Raw genomic sequence first — 17,503 nt, forward strand, 5'->3', positions numbered from 1 at the left:
GGAAACATGGCATCCAACCAACCGCTAGTTGAAGTAGTAAATCTGACATTCACATATCCAGGAAAATCCCAGCCAACGATAGAGGATGTAAATTTTAGCCTCTATCCTGGTGAGATTGTCTTAATTGCTGGAGCAACCGGAAGTGGAAAAAGTACGTTTTTGAATTGCTTGGCTGGAATTACTCCCAGTCACACAGGTGGAAAATTATATGGTAGCATTTTTTACCAAAATATAAACTTAGCGGAGTGGTCAGTTAGGCAGCGATCGCAATATTTCTGCGTGCTCCTACAAAACGTAGAAACGCAAATCTTTACGGAGCGAGTTTGGGAAGAATTTGTATTCGGTTTAGAAAACTGGAATATACCTCCGAACCAAATACTGGAATTGACTGATAAAGCCCTGCAAGAATTTGGTTTAGAGGCACAACGAAATTGGTTCATTCGCCAACTCTCAGCAGGGCAAAAGCAACGCCTATTAATAGCGTGTCTTTTGGCAATTGGACAACCCGTGATGCTATTGGATGAACCTTTGGCTTACCTGGATGTTAAAGGCGTTGAACTATTGCTGCAATTATTGAAATCAAGAGCAGAAAAAGGTCAGTCTGTAATTATCGTTGAACATCGGATAGATGTAGTCAAACAGATATGCGATCGCTCCTACTATTTCCAACAAGGCAAACTCATTGAATTGGAGAAATCTCTTCCCTCTCCCATTCTCCCACTCTCCCCTTCACCCACTCCCCCACTCCTCCCTTCTCCCATTCTCCTTCGCACTCACGGGCTGAGTTGGGGTGGATATCCTCCTTTTCCCGATTTGCAAGTAGCAGCAGGGGAGACTATTTTACTCAAAGGAGATAATGGCTGCGGCAAGACGACGCTTTTGAAACTTCTGTGTGGTTTACTCAAGCCAACGACAGGAAAACTGGAAATTTTGGGCAGAGATACGAGCAAACGCAGCGTTGTGCAAATTGCTAAAGATGTTGGTTTTATACTTCAAAATCCCAATCACCAGTTATTTGCTGACAGTGTAAGAGCAGAAATTGAGCAACCCGGAGTCACAAAAGCGATCGCTGATTTGCTACTAGAACAACTAAATTTAAGCGATCGTGCCAACGAGCATCCCCAAGCACTTTCTCAGGGACAAAAAAGGCGGTTAGCACTGGGTGCAGTCTTAGCCAGACAACCGAAAATTTGCCTTCTAGATGAAATTATGGTGGGACAAGACCCCAACTCTTTATCTTTAATGCTCAATGTTTTAAACAACTTTACTCAACAAGGAGGAGTGTTGATTCTGACCTCTCACGTTCCTTTGTCAGCAGAAGTGCTTAATATCAAAGAATTAGAACTGAGGTAGATTCAGAACTTGCGTTAACCTCAAACACTGATATTGTCCCATCAAAAAATAAAAAGTAATTCTACTGAAGTTATTTTTATTTTTTTGTATAAAATATAATCATAAGCTGCCTAAGTATTTTTTGATTTCAATATGATGCTGGGTTTTCCGTGCAATTAATCTTAGGCATAAAAACAACAATTTATACAAATAATATAAAAAGTCATGGGCAAGGCAATTGGAATTGATTTGGGGACAACCAACTCAGTTGCTGCTTTTAAGTTGGTAAATGTGGAAGTGGTTACCAATGATGAAAATACACCTCCAGACCGAAAGCTAACACGTTCAGTGGTTGCTTATGAACAAGGCAATTTTTTAGTAGGAGACAAAGCTTATAACCAACTACGTGGCGATCCTGAAAACGTGATTATTTCGATCAAGCGTTTGATAGGGCGAGGCTTTAGCGAATCGGCTGTACAAAAACAAAAGTCGGAATTTAGTTACAAAATTACCCAGCCAACCCAGGGAACAGACAACAGTATAGCGGTTTGGCTTGGTGGCAAAGAATACCAGCCAGAGGATATTTCGGCTGAGATTCTCAAAAAAGTAGTGCAGAATGCCCAAGCTTATTATCAAAAAATTGGTAAAGCAGGCGAAGCAATTAACCAAGTAGTAATAACTGTCCCCGCTTACTTTAACGACAAACAACGCCATGCCACCCGCACAGCTGCACTCAAAGCTGGGCTTACCCCTTTGGAACTGCTACCTGAGCCTACAGCCGCTGCCATATCCTATGGGTATTCGCCAGACAGTGAAGATGTAAAAACTATTCTGGTATATGACTTTGGTGGTGGTACTTTCGATGCTTCCCTAATTACAGCAGCAGGAACCCAATTTATCGAACAGGGAAAAGCTGGGGACTTATGGCTGGGAGGAGATGATATTGACTCTCGCATCATCAATTTTGTAAAAGAGCAAGTCGCAAAGCAAGAAAAATTAACTGATATTGACCGCTTAATTGCGAAAATGCCTCACTACCAACGGGTGCGATTTAACGCCGATCTGAAGATGGCAGTAGAACGCGCCAAAGTCCAATTAAGTAGTGCGAATGTAGCTCGTATTGAACCTGCCACTCCTTTGCTCGACGAATTGGGACTCGCCATTCCGATTGAGCTAGAAATTACCAAGGAGCAGTTTGAGGGAATGATTGCCGACTTCGTAGAACGTTCTATCCAAATTTGTCATCAAGCGTTGCAATACTCGGAGTATGCCCCTGACATATTAGATGTAGTTTTATTGGTGGGTGGTTCTTCACAAATTCCCTTTGTACAACGCAAAGTCCGCGAAGCTTTTGGAGCCGATAAAGTAGTCGTCCATCCCCGCCCCATGTATGCAGTAGCGGAGGGTGCGGCTATCGTCGCTGCCGGATTGACAGACAAAGTGACAACAGTCTCTCGCGATTATTACATCAAGCTTATGGATGGCAACTATAAAGTCATCAACCAAGGTGATATTTTGCCAGTCACAACTTCCCACACTTTTAAGACGGTAACTGATGGACAACGCCTGATTCATTTTAAGCTTTTCAGTCCCGATAAAGTTAGGAATGAGGATGAGAGAATCGGAGATATGTGGTTGGGGCTAGACAAAAAGTATCCAGCCGGAACTGAAATTTGGGTGAATTTGGAACTGGATGAGAAGAATAATGATTTGGCTATGACGGCTACCTTGAAAAACGATCCCTTAGTCAGAGTCAGTTGTACTTTTTCGCGGGGGCGAGCGGATGAGAAAATTTATAGGCAATTAGAGGAAGCCATCGCCGAATTAAATAACCAGGATCTGACAGCGTTAGGAGTTGAAGAAACTTTGCGCTTGACGGTTCCTGTTGTTCAATTAGCAAATCAAATTATCGATCCTAGAAGCAATGAAGAACGCTTTGACTTACGCGATCGCGCCATTGAGAAGCTGCAAATATTCCAGGTTTCTATGTCCAAAGAACGCTTACAAGCCGAGAGTATTGTCAATGAATGCGATCGCATAATTAAAATCTGTGGGTTTATGATTCCCCAACTGCAACAAGAACGATTGCAAAAACTGAGCCAAGAATTGCAAGATGCTATTGATGCCAATAACCTTTCCAGGATGGAGTCTTATAGCGAAGACGCAACAAGGGAAATTGACAACCTGCCCGATTCCGTACATCTAGTTCGGGCATGTATGTTAGCAATTCGTCAAGCCAATGCAGTTGCACCCACTCAAGCAAATGCGATGTCTGACAAACTCTCTGGTATGCTTAAAGCTTTTGAAAGCGGTAATGTCAACGAAGCAGATCGACTCTGGAGAGAATTACAACCGGAAGTGAAGCGCTGGCTTAACCAAGAATTACCCAGCAACATGATTGTTACAGGATTAGCACGATGAATATCAAGCTTACCTGTCATGTTTGCGGATACACGGAGATTGAGGCTAATCATTGCCCTAACTGCGATGCCGATCTCTCGTTGATACGTATGCTCCAAGAACTGCCACAAGCAGAAAAATCCAGTTTTTCAATCAGATTTACAGCATGGCAACTAGGAGCTACTCTGTTCATCTTGATCGTAGGTATTGGGTTGGGAGGATTAGGTAGTTTTCTGTTTCTAGAGGCGAAAACACTCAACACTACTATCAAGGCTCCTAGCTCTGTTGTGATTACTACTTCTATCCCTAAACCATCTCCCATCCCCTCTCCTGCATCAGTCGAAACTTCAAAACCGACTACATACACCGTCAAATCTGGAGATCACCTGAGCAGCTTGGCAGAAAAGTTTTGTGGCAAGGGAACCTCTTGGCAAGTCATGCTCAAAGCCAATCCTCAACTCAAACGGCGCAAAAATTATATAGAAATCGGAGAGGTGTTAAAAATACCAAACTGCAAGGGGGATATTGAATGAGTTTCCTTGACAGCTTAAACGCCTTCAGTAAGTCTTTATTAGGCGTAGGGATTGTCGATGCCTGGCAGCAAGCCCCAAAGACTAAGGCAGAAATCCAAAAAGCACAGCATCTTGCTCAAAACAAGCAACTACGAGAAGCTGTCAGTCTTGCCCAAATAACTATAGCAGCTTGGTCTAGTCAACCTGGTTTTTGGGAGCGTTTGATGCGGCAATTGCTATTGGGTAATATTTTAGACCAACTCAAAGAGCAATTAAAGCAGTGGCAAAGACAAGTAGTAGAGGCAGATAAGCTAGTTGCAAAAGCTAAAGCGCTACTGAAGCAAGATACTGGCAATCCCTTAGAAACTCAAGCTTTGTCTAATGCTATCAATTTTTACAAATGCAGTAGTCAAATTCTTGTAGATGCTCGTGTCCCGCTTGCTCTCAAACAGTGCCAGCAGGAATTAGAACGACGACAGCAGTTTCAAAAATTAGTTAAAGACGCTGAATTAAATGCAGAAAATCAGTTCTATCACAAAGCGATCGCCTGTTATCGTGAAGCAGAACAACTGTATTCTACTGAGGCTGTCACAAGTGCAATCGCTACTTGTGAAACCAATGCCAAACAAGAAAATATTTACTGTTCTGCCTTACAAAAGGCACAGTTAGCTGAAAAAGAAGGAAAATTACAAGCTGCGATCGCGCTTTTAGAATCTGCCCTTACTAAATTTTCCCGTTCGGATGGTGTAGATTTACTACAACGGCTACAGCAAAAACTCAAAGGTAAACAAAGTTTCCGTCAAGGATTAGCAGCCGAAAAAGCAGGTAATTTTAAAGAGGCTGCATCCCAGTACGAAGCAGCTAAATTACTTTTGCCAGATCCAACAGAGTGCAAAATCCGATTAGGAATAGTAGCAATGAAAACTCATAACTGGGCAAAAGTACTGGCCCATTTAGAAGGTGTCGGTGGAGAGCAAGCAGCTTATTTGCGAGGATTTGCTTATGCTAAACAAGGAAATTTACAGATAGCTTATCGAGAATGGGAAAACTTACCTGGTAATATTGGGCAAACTCAAAGGGAAATTATCAAAACCCTTTCTCAACGACAGCGCCTGCAAGAACTGAAAAATATAGAAATATTGGTGAAAAATGAAAATCTGGAGCAGGCTAAAATAGCCAGCACAGAATTTCTGCAAAAATTCGGTTCCGATCCTTTAGTAGAGGGTAATTTAAATGACCATATCCAGTTACGCTTAGATGTAGTACTATGGCAAGGCGATAACTGGGAAATTATTGCTGATACAGCCGAGCAATCTTGGATTTTGCAACCTAACTATACTACCTTACACAATTGGCTAGTAGCGACTTATTATAGCGTTCAATGTCATCTTGTTAAGATACAAAATATTAGGTATATACATGATTTTATTATTGCTTTATCAACAGCATTAGCAAATTTAAATGAAGATCCGGCTCTCAAAGATATACCTTGGTTGGGAAGTCAGGCTGTTGATTTTGAAGCGGTATCTTTAGAATTAAAGCAACGACTAGAAGATGCTATTGATAGTTTTAAAGATACAAATATTAAAGAATATTTTGAATTACGCGATCGCTATCGTTTAGAAAAGGTAGCCCTGAATTTAATGGGTAATCCACCTACATGGGGCATGAGTGTCAAAGATGTGTTGCTCACACCTCAATGTTACAATCGCTACTTTAAATCTTGGCAAAATGTTTTAGTAGATAATATCAACCGTAGTCAAAACATACTGCGATCTCTATATAGTTCTTGGGGGCTAGCAGTTGCTGCTTGTCTAGAAGGAGATATTCAAAGAGCAATACAAATTAAACCTTCGACTAAACCTACTGTTAACGTGGAAGTATTTGCTCAAAACTTTATTGCTTATCACGAAGGATGCTATCACTTACAGCAAAACGAATGGCGAAAGGCAATTATTCCTTTAAATCAAGCTAAGTTAGAAATTAAAGCTTCTATTGAATGGCAGCAAGAAATAGACAGACTTTGTGGGTTACAGCGTCAAGTTATATCAGAATTGAAAGAAAATTTTAAAGAACATTTGGAGTTTGCTCAATTCTGGTATAACTTTTTAGCAAGCCCATTGGCTAGAAGTTATCTAGCTGAATACAAAGCAGAAGAATTACGTGAAAAACTCGCTAACGAAGAAATTTCTTCAGACGAAGCTCTGCAAGAACTTCAAAAAATTAAAAAAATTGATGAGTCTAATCCAGTTGTTATAAGTTTAATTGAAAAAGTCGAAGTAAATCAAGAACTTGAAGAAATTGATAGGCTTTTCAGAAGTCGTCAGTTTGAAGCAATGGTCAGGCGAGCTAGGTACACACCTCATCAACGCGTTCGATTTATTGTAGCTGAATTTTTCATAGACATATTATTAAAGGGGGTAAATAATGGTGATTTGCGCGAACCAGAAGTAATTCTTCAACTGGGACGATGGGCTTATGAAATTTGTCCAGATGAGCCAGCTTTTCAAGAAGTTTACCGGAGTCTTAGACTGCATTATTAAAAGTATTTATGGAAAAAAATCCTTACGATATCCTCGGTGTATCTCAAGCGGCATCAAAAGCGGAAATTACTAAAGCTGTAGCAGTGGCTATGAAGCGCAAGCAATATCCTGTGGATGTAATTGCTAAAGCTCAAAGAAGCTTGATGAAGTCGTCTGAACGCATCATAGCGGATTATTTACGCCCAATATTACCTACTGTCAAACGATTTAAGTATAGTGATTTATCAGCTTTAGATCAGCCACAACCAGCGTTAACTTTATTGTCAGAATTTGATGGATTAGAGCAAGCGGTTGCCAAAGCAACTCAAGAAGTAAAATTAGAACAAGAATGTTTATCCATACCCTTGTCAGAAATACTTAATGAGGGGATCGCAGCTTGCCAAGAGGGACGTTATCCCAAAGCCATCAAATACTTAGAAAACTACTACCATAACTCTCATGAATGCAACAGTAAAGATTACATTCAAGCCCAAATGTGGCTGATCAAAGCTTATAAAATGGGTGGACAGATGCAACGAGCGATCACCCTATGTCAGCTTTTGACTAATCATGCCAACCCCCAAGTACAATCTTGGGCAAATAAAAACTTACCTTTGTTATCTCAAGAGATTTCACGTGTCTGATACATCCCAAAACTATATCCTGAGTCAAAATACACGTGACTTGACTCTTCAGAAAATTAGAACTCTCGAAAAGCAAAATGTTTTACTTCAGCAGTCGTTACGGGAACAACAAACCCAGTCAGCAGCATCCGCCGAAGATTTATTTCTAGAATTGCTAGAAGTTGGAGACGCATTAGAAGCCTTACTTGAGTACCTAGAAAACAACCCCAACCCCAGCTCCGAATTTTTCCAGCGATTGCCTAAAAACGTAGGCGCAGTTCATCGTAAATTCTTGAGTGTGATAGCAAAGCGCCAAGTCTCACCCATAGAATTGGAGGAGACACAACCAGATTTTAATTTGTGTCGCGTAGTTGAACGGGAAGTAAGAACTGATCTACCAGATCAAACTATTACTAAAATCGTGCGTCAAGGATTTCGTTGTGGTGAGAAGATTCTACGTCCTACTGAGGTGGTTGTATCAAAAGCAGAATAAATTAACTAAACTGTATTAAGCGAAATTCCTCTCAAGAGGACTAGATATTTCCTGTTTTTTATGCAGTCCATTTGAATGGACTTTCGCTATGAGGCTGGGATTTTCAATCCCAGACGGGACTTAATTTCTAGCGATTCGGGAACCACATCTTGCTTATAAATATATCTTTAGCGTCAAAATAATCAAGGTATGTGTTTTACTTCATTCTTAACTGGTTCTAAAATTCTATGATCCCTCGCGAAAGTGATGCAAAACAAGTGCCAGCTTCATCAAAGGGATGGCAAAGTTGGCGGGAAAATCTGACTCTGGTGTTGATCGCCTTAGTTTTAGCGTTTTTAATCAGGACTTTTGTTGCCGAACCTCGCTACATTCCCTCCGATTCAATGGTGCCAACCTTACATACAGGCGATCGCTTGGTAGTAGAAAAAGTTTCCTATTATTTTCATCTGCCACGCTTGGGTGATATAGTTGTTTTTCGTCCACCCGATGAACTACAACGACGGGGATATCCAAAAGACCAAGCTTTTATCAAGCGCGTGATTGGAGAACCAGGTAAAGTAGTTACCATTGCTAAAGGTAAGGTTTACATTAACGGACAACCTTTGCAAGAAAACTATATTGCTGAACCACCAAATCAGCCATTTTCACCAGTAGTTGTTCCTAAAGATGAATTTTTTGTTATGGGAGACAACCGCAACGATAGTAATGACTCCCGTTACTGGGGCTTTTTACCAGAAAAAAATATTATCGGTCGCGCGGTGTTTCGCTTTTGGCCCCTTGACCGAATAGGATTTATCTAAAAGGGGATTGGGTAAAGAGGACAAGGGGACACGGGGACACGGGGAATATTTTTGATAGTTTCTCCGCGTCACCGCGTCTGGTTGTCTCCGCGTCTTCCTCTCCCACTCTCCCCCTCCCCTTATCCTCTTCAAGCGTCCCTAGCCCCTAAATTTCTTGTAAAATCCAAAACTGCTTGTTCGAGAATCGCAAAATTATGTTAACTTATTATGAATAATCATAACAATTCCAAATAAATAAACTTTTAAGTAGCTACTCTAGGGTAATTTTTTCTTCTTAACACCATTAATTGATATGTAGGCAGGGTAAGCGCGTTCTCAACAGCGTTTGTAACGGTGTTTATTTAACCTTACAAGCCTGAGAAAGAGCATTTCAAGGATATTTAGCTACATTCTAAAGCAACCATCTTCTTTCATTTTTCCATCCACACACTCCCCGTTATGAACACAGCGGTGACCCTACCAACACAACAAGAGGATCAAACAGTAGAATCTCTGGGGCAAATTAATCGCCAGATGATTGTGATTCTCGATTTTGGCTCTCAGTATTCTGAATTGATTGCCCGCAGAATTCGAGAAACCCAAGTTTATTCAGAAGTACTTTCTTATCGAACCACAGCCGAACAATTGCGGCAACTCAATCTTAAAGGAATAATCCTTTCTGGTGGTCCCAATTCAGTTTACGACAAAGGCGCTCCTAAATGTGACCCAGAAATTTGGCATTTGGGAATCCCGATCCTGGGCGTTTGCTACGGTATGCAGCTGATGGTACAGCAGCTGGGTGGAGAAGTAGCAAGAGCCGAACGGGGTGAATATGGTAAGGCATCACTACACATAGACGATCCAACAGACTTGCTTACCAATGTTGAGGATGGCACAACTATGTGGATGAGTCATGGTGACTCTGTTACAGCCATGCCCTCTGGATTTGAATTGCTGGCACATACAGAAAATACTCCCTGTGCTGCGATCGCCGATCACAAGCGAAAACTTTACGGCGTTCAGTTCCATCCAGAAGTAGTACATTCTGTTGGTGGTTTGGCATTAATCCGCAATTTTGTTTACCACATTTGTGAATGCGAACCCACTTGGACAACTGCTGCTTTTGTTGAAGAAGCAATTCGCGAAATTCGTGCCAAGGTTGGTAGTAAGCGGGTTTTGTTAGCACTATCTGGGGGAGTTGATTCTTCTACTCTGGCTTTTTTACTACATAAAGCGATCGGCGATCAGTTGACTTGTGTATTTATTGACCAAGGCTTTATGCGCAAGTATGAGCCAGAGCGGTTACTAAAGTTATTCCAAGAACAGTTTCATATTCCTGTAGAGTACGTAAATGCTCGCGATCGCTTCCTTACTGCTCTGACTGGGGTCACCGAGCCAGAAGAAAAACGCCGTATTATTGGACACGAGTTTATCAGTGTATTTGAGGAAGAGTCAAAACGTCTTGGGCCTTTTGATTATCTAGCACAAGGCACGCTTTATCCAGATGTGATTGAATCCGCCGATACCAACGTCGATCCGCAAACAGGCGAGAGGGTAGCGGTGAAAATCAAAAGTCATCATAACGTTGGTGGTTTGCCTAAAGATTTGCGATTCAAGTTGGTGGAACCATTGCGGAAACTTTTTAAGGACGAAGTTCGTAAAGTCGGGCGTTCCATTGGTTTGCCAGAAGAAATTGTACAACGTCATCCGTTCCCCGGACCTGGTTTGGCAATTCGGATTTTAGGTGAAATTACTGCTGAAAGGTTAAAGATTTTGCGGGATGCTGATTTGATTGTGCGGCAGGAAATTAACCAGCGCGGTTTATACCATCAATACTGGCAAGCATTTGCTGTATTGTTGCCAATCAAAAGTGTTGGTGTTATGGGTGATCACCGTACCTATGCTTACCCCATAGTTTTACGTATTATCACCAGTGAAGATGGCATGACTGCGGATTGGGCGCGCGTACCTTACGATGTACTAGAAGTGATTTCTAACCGGATTGTCAATGAAGTTAAAGGTGTCAACCGTGTGGTTTACGACATCACTTCAAAACCACCTGGAACTATTGAGTGGGAATAAAGAAAATAGCTAATAGTTAATAGCTATTAGCTATTAATATCGTTAATAGTTAGAATATTTGTTTGTTGAGTTATACCCACCTATCGATGTATCAGGAAGAACCACAATATCCAACCAATAAGTAAGGAAGCTATGAAATGTTTGTTTCAACCTGTTAATGTCTATAGGTTTAATAATGTAACTAGCGACACTACATCCATAACATATTTCAATATCTCTAGGATTAGAAGAAGTAGTAAATACTACAACAGGGATTCTCTTGAGGTTTTGATCCCGCTTAACTTGTTCTAATACTTCTCGCCCATCAGTTCCTGGTAAATTTAGATCTAGTAGAATAAGCCAAGGGCGGGGAGCAATTTGAGGCTCTTGATAGGCACCTGTGTGATAAAGAAAATCAAGTGCCTCATCGCCATCTGTACAGCGAAATATAGGATTTAGCACTTGTTGATGGTGCATCATTCGCTGTAAGGCTTCAAAATCTTCATCGCTATCTTCAATCACGAGTATGGGTTGAGCACTATTGCCAATCATTAGATTCAGTTCGCTTTCTGCAACGTGAAATAAAATGTACTACCTTTACCGTAGGTTGATTCCACCCAAATTTTACCGCCATGTCGTTCTACAATTTTTTTGGCGATCGTCAATCCTGCGCCTGTGCCACCTCCATATTTGTTGGGGCTGTGCAATCGTTTAAAAATACGGAAAATAGCTTCAAAATGTTTTTCCCGAATACCAATTCCATTATCTTTTACATAAAATGTTATTGTTTCTGAAGCTTCCATATAGCCAATTTCAACCAATTTCTCGGCTTTATCGTTATATTTAATGGCATTAGTAATTAAGTTACTAAAAACCTCGCCTAACTGAATGTGATCGCAGTAAACTACTGGTAATGGTCTAGGTATATTAATTACTGCACCCGTCTCTTCAATACGAGCACTCAACAAATCTAAAATTCGTTGCAAAACAAAATTTAAGTCAATTTGCTGCAACATTAGATCCACTCTTCCTAGTCGGGAAAATCGTAACAGTGAATCAATTAAATCTTCCATCCGCTGAGTGAGACGAATTAGTGTTTTGAGCTTTGCTTTACCTTCCTCATTCAGAATTTCACCATAATCTTCGATTAAAAAATTAGAGTAATTGTGAATACCGCGCAATGGCTCTTTTAAATCGTGTGACGCAATGTAAGCAAAGGCATCTAACTCTTGATTACTACGTTCTAATTCAAAGTTGAGTTTTGCCAATTCATCTATCTTTCGCAACACAACACTAATAATCGCATTTCGTAAATCCAATGCTGCATTCACTTCCCAAGGTTTCCAAGGCAAAGATTTAAGATGAACTGTTTGTTTCCATAGTTCAAAAGATTTCCGAGGCGACAAGCGCAAACTGCCATCCTCAATTATTTCTATAGATTGATTCGGATCGCCTCCCCAATTAACGGTTTGTAACACTTCTGGGCGAAACCACAAAACATAATTATTGTGAGTTTTAGAGATAGAAAGTGCTATTAAACCACTAGCAACATCTTTGAATTTCTCTGCTTCAGGATATATTCCGGATAAAGAATCTGTGTAAAAAATTTCTTCAGTTAAATTTTGACTTATCCATTTAATTAAATCCTGAATTTCCTGTTGATTTGGAGTGTTACCAATGAAATAAAATTCGTCTTCAAAATAAACAACAGCGCCTTGAGCATTAACTAGATTGAGTATATTCGGCTGATTGTTAATTAAGCCATTAATAAAATTATCCTCCGCCGACATATATTCCACTAATTTTGTTTGAATCGATTTAATTGTAATTTTGTCTTCGGAGTTTTCATTATCTTCTTTTAACGCTATTTCTAGAGATGTCATTTGTCCTAGAAACTCACAAGCATGACGAATTTCATAAGGTATATATTTAGGTGTGTAATGATGACAAGCAATTAATCCCCATAATTTATTATTTCTAATCACAGAAATTGTCATTGTTGCCTTTACACCCATATTTTGCAGATACTCGATATGACAAGGAGATACACTCCGCAATACTGAATGACTTAAATCTAAAGGCTCGTTAGTTAAAGGATTATGAGTGGGGATAATTGCAGCTGGTTGATAATCAATATTTGGAATGAAACGAAGCCAGTTTTGGTTAAAAAGCTTTTTGGCTAATGGAGGAATATCTAAAGCTGGATAATGTAAGCCTAAATAGGAGGTGAGGTGTTCTTCTTTATCTTCTGCAATAACTATGCCATTTTCGTCTTCGTCAAACTTATAAATCATTACTCTATCAAATTTGATAATTCTCCTCATCTCCTTGGCAATAATCTGACTAATCTCCCTAAAATTATGAGCTGATTGCAGTTTTGATAAAGCTTGTTTGACTAAATTATAAAATTTAAAGTGAAAATTATTTCTTTCTGAAACTGTTGGTTCTAATTCCAGAATTAGCACTTCCATCTGGCGATGAAGTATACCATCAAAATTTATAGTTTTTTCAGATATTTTAACTGCTAGTTCAAGCGGGTTAACTATTTGTATAGTTTCTTGATTCAAACAATCAACTAAAAATTCTATTTGTTCAGAATCAAGTAATTTACTGAGTGGTTGATTCAGTAATTCTTCGGGAGATAATCCTAAAAAATCTTGTATGTTATTACTAATTTGTAAAATTGTCAGTTCCGGTTCTTTTAGTGTTAAAATTAATCCATGCGATTGAATAGAACCAGGAATATGAATTGGTTCTTGTTCATGTTGATTGAAATCTAATTGCAATAAATCGTAATTTTTGTTAGTATTCACGTTCTAAATATTTATATAAAAGGTACAAAACACTATATAGATAACAAACGGTAAAAAGTTTCCTAAGGATAATTTGATGGGTTGCACTTTTGTTAGATAAACTTTTTTATATCTCAACTATATGCAAAAATTTGATTTTAACTACTTAAAATATTTTTAATAAATGGTAATATATCTAAGAGAAATCTATGAAACTAGTTTACATAATTCAACGATAAATTGTCGACTCTGTAATTTAGTTCAGAGATTTTTGTACTGCTTTTTAGCAATCGCCACTATGCTATGTGAAGAAATATGATGACCAATTGGATATACTGCGTAAGCTTTCTTCTTCAAAACTAATCTAGCGGCAAGTTCTGTTCTATGAGATGCCATAGAAATTGCTTGTGATTTTTATCAGCATACATCACATCTACACTAAGCAGTAAAATTACTTAAGGAAACAGAGAACAAATGAGGGATCAGATCATGAGGGATTTTTCTCTTTTTTCTAATATTGATGGAGACTCCACCCAGCCTTCTCTCCCTCTTACGAATTTAAAAATTCTCATTGTAGATGATGATGAAGATAGCCGTTTTTATATTTCTACCGTTTTAGAAGCAGATGGAGCTAATGTTACCACAACCAAATCGGCAGCAGAAGCCTTAGAGGTGCTACCGCAATTACAGCCTGATATCTTGGTTTGTGATATTGGTATGCCTGATGAGGATGGCTATGCTTTAATTCAGAAAGTGCGTGCTTCAGAAATAGAAGAAATAGCAAATGTACCAGCTGTGGCATTAACTGCCTATGCCGATAGTGAAGATCGGATGCGTGCTCTTGGGGCTGGCTTTCAAAGTCATGTGACAAAACCCGTAGATCCAGCAGATTTAGTTATGGCTGTAATTAATGTATTAACTACTAGTAAGGGCGAATAACATTATGAGTTATCGATATATAAATCTTCAATGACTCAAGGTAAGAGCGATTTTAAGAATTGATAGCCGCATTTTTCATTAGCTATCAATTGTCAACTGCCATATACCCACAGGCATAAGTCTTATCAGTGATAGATGACATCAGATATAAACTTAGAAAAATAAGACTAGATGTCTACGAACTTCGACCGTTCTGATAGAGAATTTAATCTCTCGTTGCTCGTAACAAAGTGGAGGAAGCGACAAAAACTCCACAACCATCTAGATATATTTACTATCTTGCACTGTCTGCCTCTATGACGTCGCTCTCCTTCTAGACGCAGCAAAGGAACACTACGGTAAAACTTCCTACCAGTGCCTTTTGTTATAATCTTAATTTATAAATTAATCTGCTTATAAATCACCTATCGCAAGTGATAAATAACATCTAACCAAAGGTGGAAATTTAATTAGTATTCAGTTGATTCGTGACTTTGAATTAAGACCAAAGCTAATTTGTTCAGACTGGTATTGTGGTGGCTCAACGTGAATTAAAATCCTTATAGGGCCAAAACGTTTCTCTAGTTCCATTTCAACCTCTTCAGTAATGCGATGAGCTGTTTCTATCTCTTGAGCATCTACTATTAAATGCATTTCAATAAAGACTTGCCGACCAACAATACCACGAGAAGCAATATCATGGCAATTAATGACTCCAGGCACAGAAACAGCGATCGCATGAATTATTTCTGGAGCGATCGCCACTTGATCTACAAGCCAAGGTAAGTTTTCTTTTAAAACTGTCCACCCGCTCCAAAATACCAATACAGCTACAGGGAAAGCTAACACTATATCTAACCACTGATAACCCAACCATACCCCCATCAAACCGCCAATTACAGAAATTGTTACCCAGATATCGCTCATGGTATGTTTGGCGTCGGCAATTAGAATCGGGCTATCTACTCTAATGCCTATGCGCCGTTCGTAAAATGCAACGAAAATATTCACACCCAATACAATTAGTAATAACCATAACTCTGATGGTGAGATTTTGACGGGTTCACCACCATTGAGAATGCGTTCAATCGCTCCTTGGAGAATCTCAAAGCAAGCTATGCCCAAAAAAGCAGCAATTCCTAAAGCTCCAATTGCTTCAAATTTCAAATGTCCATAGGGATGTTCGCGATCGGGTTGTGGCGAAGCAAAGCTGCTGGCAATTAATCCCAAAATATTATTTGCACTATCTGTCACACTATGCAAAGCGTCAGCTAGTAAACTGAGAGAACCTGTGAGTTTTCCTACAACTGCTTTTAATCCCATCACGAATATATTTAGCAGTAGAGTAATAATTAAAACTTTTCTAACTTGACTACGGTTATCTAAAGTCATAGAGTTTTAAATAGTGTATTCTATGACTTTAAGTGTAGAAGTAAACACACTAAAAAAATATATAAAACTCTTATACTGTAATAATTTTGTCTTGCTACAACTCAAAACATTATCCTAAGTTTATTGTTGCAATAGATAAGAAAAACGGCAATTTATGACCTATCACCAGGAAAATGGTATTTGTACCAAAATACTTTAACACCTAGCTCATGTCCGCAAGTAACCTGACATTGAACCTAGTAGAGGGATCTGTCTCCTTTAGCTTTTCACCCCAAGCAGCACAAGAATTAAAAGTAGCCCTAGATCAATTAATGAATAGTCTTAAAGCTGTTGCAACAAAAACCAGCTCTGGCAGCAATAAAGTTATTCCGCAGCGGCCGATAGAATATCGTTATACAGGAGAAGTGTTTTTAGAGATTTTCTGTAATCCTAATATCTGGGCGACTCCTTTTGCAGCAAAAGTTCTACTTACTGTCCGTGACGATAGAATTCGCTTAAGTACAGAAGCTGAACTAACTCGCGTGATAGAAGATGTTAACTTTTATTTAGAGCAAGCGGGGTAATGCTGATTATTTATCGTTGGTTACTGAGAACCAATTTGTGAAGGCTGGAGCGTGGGTTATGGCACAAAAATCATTTAAACACTTCAAAATCAAGCATTCCAAGTACAAATAACCCACCATGAGCCAGAATAAAAAATTACCGGAGCAGTTACCAACTTTAAACTACTCCGGCAAAATCAATAAACTTAGTCAAAAAAAGAACTTCAGCCCCTATGCAAGTAAATTCCAAAAATTGGCGTACAAACAATTGCAACACGCCTGACAACCTAAAAAATAGAGTATCTAAAGATTTCAGATCGGGAAAAATTGATTAAAAGCAGAGATTATCCATGAGATTGCATATTGAATTTTTGTTGTCACATTCAATACATCTAAATAAATATATTCCCAATCCAAAATCTCAAATCGTCAATTCATTAGTCGTTATCCCATTCTTCCCGACCAATCAGATCGCCAATCCGATCACGTAATAAAAAGTCACACTTTTCTAATTCACACTCGATACATACCCACTCCCGTGCGGGGATGTATTGACATAGTGTATATATTGGCTGTTGTCTGCTTACCACTCCTTTTTGCACTAGCCGTCGTGCTTCATCTTGAATTATATCCAAAGAGTAATAGCTAATAGAAGGCACCGTATTCACACTCATGATCTTTGCTCACAAATTTATACGTAGATGACGTTTCCAAAAATAATGATCAGGAACAAACATAGGAAGCAACAGGACTATCGCTGACAATTTGTAATTTGGTATACGGAACTATTTTCATTTTGACGCTACATATCCTCAAAATATGTAAATAAATATTAAGAATATCAAAAAATCCTGACATTTTGTTTTAAGTCTATCAAACAATAAGACAGAATAGCTGCTCGATAGCTAATATCGTTGTGTAGCCTAACTTGGTTTGGGAACAAACCAAGCATTAACTACCCTCAGCCTAGTCTTCAGAATAAACATGGGTGACATACCCAGGAAGTACACAAAGTACTTCCTTGAACTGCGGATACCTGTCTATAAGAAAACACTAAATAAATATCTCGTGGTTTCAATGGTATAAAGTACTGCAAGTCATAGAGGCTACAATACAACACTTAGGCTTGTAGAAACT

The 17,503-nt window shown here is 39.2% G+C and carries 14 protein-coding genes; 10 read left to right on the plus strand and 4 right to left on the minus strand.

Features of this window, described 5'->3' with window-relative positions:
* The first annotated feature begins 6 nt into the window (after positions 1–6).
* The 8 genes from U2718_RS18475 (at position 7) to guaA (ending at position 10,743) form a co-directional block, all read left to right on the plus strand.
* Positions 7–1,353, plus strand: a complete 1,347-nt coding sequence (locus U2718_RS18475) for an ABC transporter ATP-binding protein (protein WP_342000112.1) — start codon at positions 7–9, stop codon at positions 1,351–1,353.
* A gap of 204 nt (positions 1,354–1,557) precedes the next feature.
* Positions 1,558–3,753, plus strand: a complete 2,196-nt coding sequence (locus tag U2718_RS18480) for an Hsp70 family protein (RefSeq protein ID WP_342000113.1) — start codon at positions 1,558–1,560, stop codon at positions 3,751–3,753.
* On the plus strand, positions 3,750–4,265 hold the full coding sequence (locus U2718_RS18485; RefSeq protein ID WP_342000115.1) for a LysM peptidoglycan-binding domain-containing protein: 516 nt from the start codon (positions 3,750–3,752) through the stop codon (positions 4,263–4,265). Before U2718_RS18480 ends, U2718_RS18485 begins: the two co-directional genes overlap by 4 nt.
* Positions 4,262–6,787: a peptidase M, neutral zinc metallopeptidase site gene (locus tag U2718_RS18490; RefSeq protein ID WP_342000116.1), complete on the plus strand. Its 2,526-nt coding sequence runs from the start codon at positions 4,262–4,264 to the stop codon at positions 6,785–6,787. The genes U2718_RS18485 and U2718_RS18490 overlap by 4 nt, the downstream gene beginning before the upstream one ends.
* 8 nt (positions 6,788–6,795) lie before the next feature.
* Positions 6,796–7,410 carry a molecular chaperone DnaJ gene (locus tag U2718_RS18495; protein WP_342000118.1) on the plus strand — a complete coding sequence of 205 codons (615 nt, stop codon included), beginning with the start codon at positions 6,796–6,798 and terminating at the stop codon, positions 7,408–7,410.
* Positions 7,403–7,882 carry a nucleotide exchange factor GrpE gene (locus U2718_RS18500; protein ID WP_342000119.1) on the plus strand — a complete coding sequence of 160 codons (480 nt, stop codon included), beginning with the start codon at positions 7,403–7,405 and terminating at the stop codon, positions 7,880–7,882. The genes U2718_RS18495 and U2718_RS18500 overlap by 8 nt, the downstream gene beginning before the upstream one ends.
* A gap of 227 nt (positions 7,883–8,109) precedes the next feature.
* Positions 8,110–8,682, plus strand: coding sequence for a signal peptidase I (gene lepB, locus U2718_RS18505; protein ID WP_342000120.1), 573 nt, complete (start codon positions 8,110–8,112; stop codon positions 8,680–8,682).
* Between the two features lie 438 nt (positions 8,683–9,120).
* A complete protein-coding gene (gene guaA / locus U2718_RS18510; RefSeq protein ID WP_342000122.1) occupies positions 9,121–10,743 on the plus strand; it encodes a glutamine-hydrolyzing GMP synthase in 1,623 nt (540 codons plus the stop codon).
* Between the two features lie 42 nt (positions 10,744–10,785).
* On the opposite strand, the gene U2718_RS18515 is transcribed toward guaA, so the two are convergent.
* Together U2718_RS18515 and U2718_RS18520 are read right to left on the minus strand one after the other, a co-directional pair.
* Complete coding sequence (locus U2718_RS18515; protein ID WP_342000123.1) at positions 10,786–11,274, minus strand: response regulator; 489 nt, start codon at positions 11,272–11,274, stop codon at positions 10,786–10,788.
* 5 nt (positions 11,275–11,279) lie between these two features.
* A complete protein-coding gene (locus U2718_RS18520) occupies positions 11,280–13,535 on the minus strand; it encodes an ATP-binding protein (RefSeq protein WP_342000125.1) in 2,256 nt (751 codons plus the stop codon).
* 468 nt (positions 13,536–14,003) lie between these two features.
* On the opposite strand from U2718_RS18520, the gene U2718_RS18525 reads away from it, so the two are divergent.
* Positions 14,004–14,453: a response regulator gene (locus U2718_RS18525; protein ID WP_342000126.1), complete on the plus strand. Its 450-nt coding sequence runs from the start codon at positions 14,004–14,006 to the stop codon at positions 14,451–14,453.
* A 456-nt stretch (positions 14,454–14,909) separates the two neighbouring features.
* Here the strand turns inward: U2718_RS18525 and U2718_RS18530 are convergent, their stop codons facing one another.
* The gene (locus U2718_RS18530) at positions 14,910–15,824 is read right to left on the minus strand and encodes a cation diffusion facilitator family transporter (RefSeq protein ID WP_342000128.1); all 915 of its coding nucleotides are present in this window, start codon (positions 15,822–15,824) and stop codon (positions 14,910–14,912) included.
* Between the two features lie 209 nt (positions 15,825–16,033).
* Between U2718_RS18530 and U2718_RS18535 the strand changes: the two genes are divergently transcribed.
* Positions 16,034–16,387, plus strand: a complete 354-nt coding sequence (locus U2718_RS18535) for a hypothetical protein (RefSeq protein ID WP_342000129.1) — start codon at positions 16,034–16,036, stop codon at positions 16,385–16,387.
* Positions 16,388–16,803: 416 nt separating this feature from the next.
* Here U2718_RS18535 and U2718_RS18540 read toward each other — a convergent pair whose 3' ends face one another.
* Positions 16,804–17,040: a DUF4327 family protein gene (locus U2718_RS18540; protein ID WP_289788435.1), complete on the minus strand. Its 237-nt coding sequence runs from the start codon at positions 17,038–17,040 to the stop codon at positions 16,804–16,806.
* Positions 17,041–17,503 lie beyond the last annotated feature (463 nt).

Origin of the sequence: Chlorogloeopsis sp. ULAP02 (genome assembly GCF_038404745.2) — a bacterium.
Lineage (GTDB): Bacteria > Cyanobacteriota > Cyanobacteriia > Cyanobacteriales > Nostocaceae > Chlorogloeopsis.

Bases quoted from the DNA above. Each gene is read 5' to 3' on its own strand.
- U2718_RS18475 (WP_342000112.1), top strand. From the start codon at position 7: ATGGCATCCAACCAACCGCTAGTTGAAGTAGTAAATCTGACATTCACA.
- U2718_RS18480 (WP_342000113.1), top strand. From the start codon at position 1,558: ATGGGCAAGGCAATTGGAATTGATTTGGGGACAACCAACTCAGTTGCT.
- U2718_RS18485 (WP_342000115.1), top strand. From the start codon at position 3,750: ATGAATATCAAGCTTACCTGTCATGTTTGCGGATACACGGAGATTGAG.
- U2718_RS18490 (WP_342000116.1), top strand. From the start codon at position 4,262: ATGAGTTTCCTTGACAGCTTAAACGCCTTCAGTAAGTCTTTATTAGGC.
- U2718_RS18495 (WP_342000118.1), top strand. From the start codon at position 6,796: ATGGAAAAAAATCCTTACGATATCCTCGGTGTATCTCAAGCGGCATCA.
- lepB (WP_342000120.1), top strand. From the start codon at position 8,110: ATGATCCCTCGCGAAAGTGATGCAAAACAAGTGCCAGCTTCATCAAAG.
- guaA (WP_342000122.1), top strand. From the start codon at position 9,121: ATGAACACAGCGGTGACCCTACCAACACAACAAGAGGATCAAACAGTA.
- U2718_RS18515 (WP_342000123.1), bottom strand. From the start codon at position 11,274: ATGATTGGCAATAGTGCTCAACCCATACTCGTGATTGAAGATAGCGAT.
- U2718_RS18525 (WP_342000126.1), top strand. From the start codon at position 14,004: ATGAGGGATTTTTCTCTTTTTTCTAATATTGATGGAGACTCCACCCAG.
- U2718_RS18530 (WP_342000128.1), bottom strand. From the start codon at position 15,824: ATGACTTTAGATAACCGTAGTCAAGTTAGAAAAGTTTTAATTATTACT.
- U2718_RS18535 (WP_342000129.1), top strand. From the start codon at position 16,034: ATGTCCGCAAGTAACCTGACATTGAACCTAGTAGAGGGATCTGTCTCC.
- U2718_RS18540 (WP_289788435.1), bottom strand. From the start codon at position 17,040: ATGAGTGTGAATACGGTGCCTTCTATTAGCTATTACTCTTTGGATATA.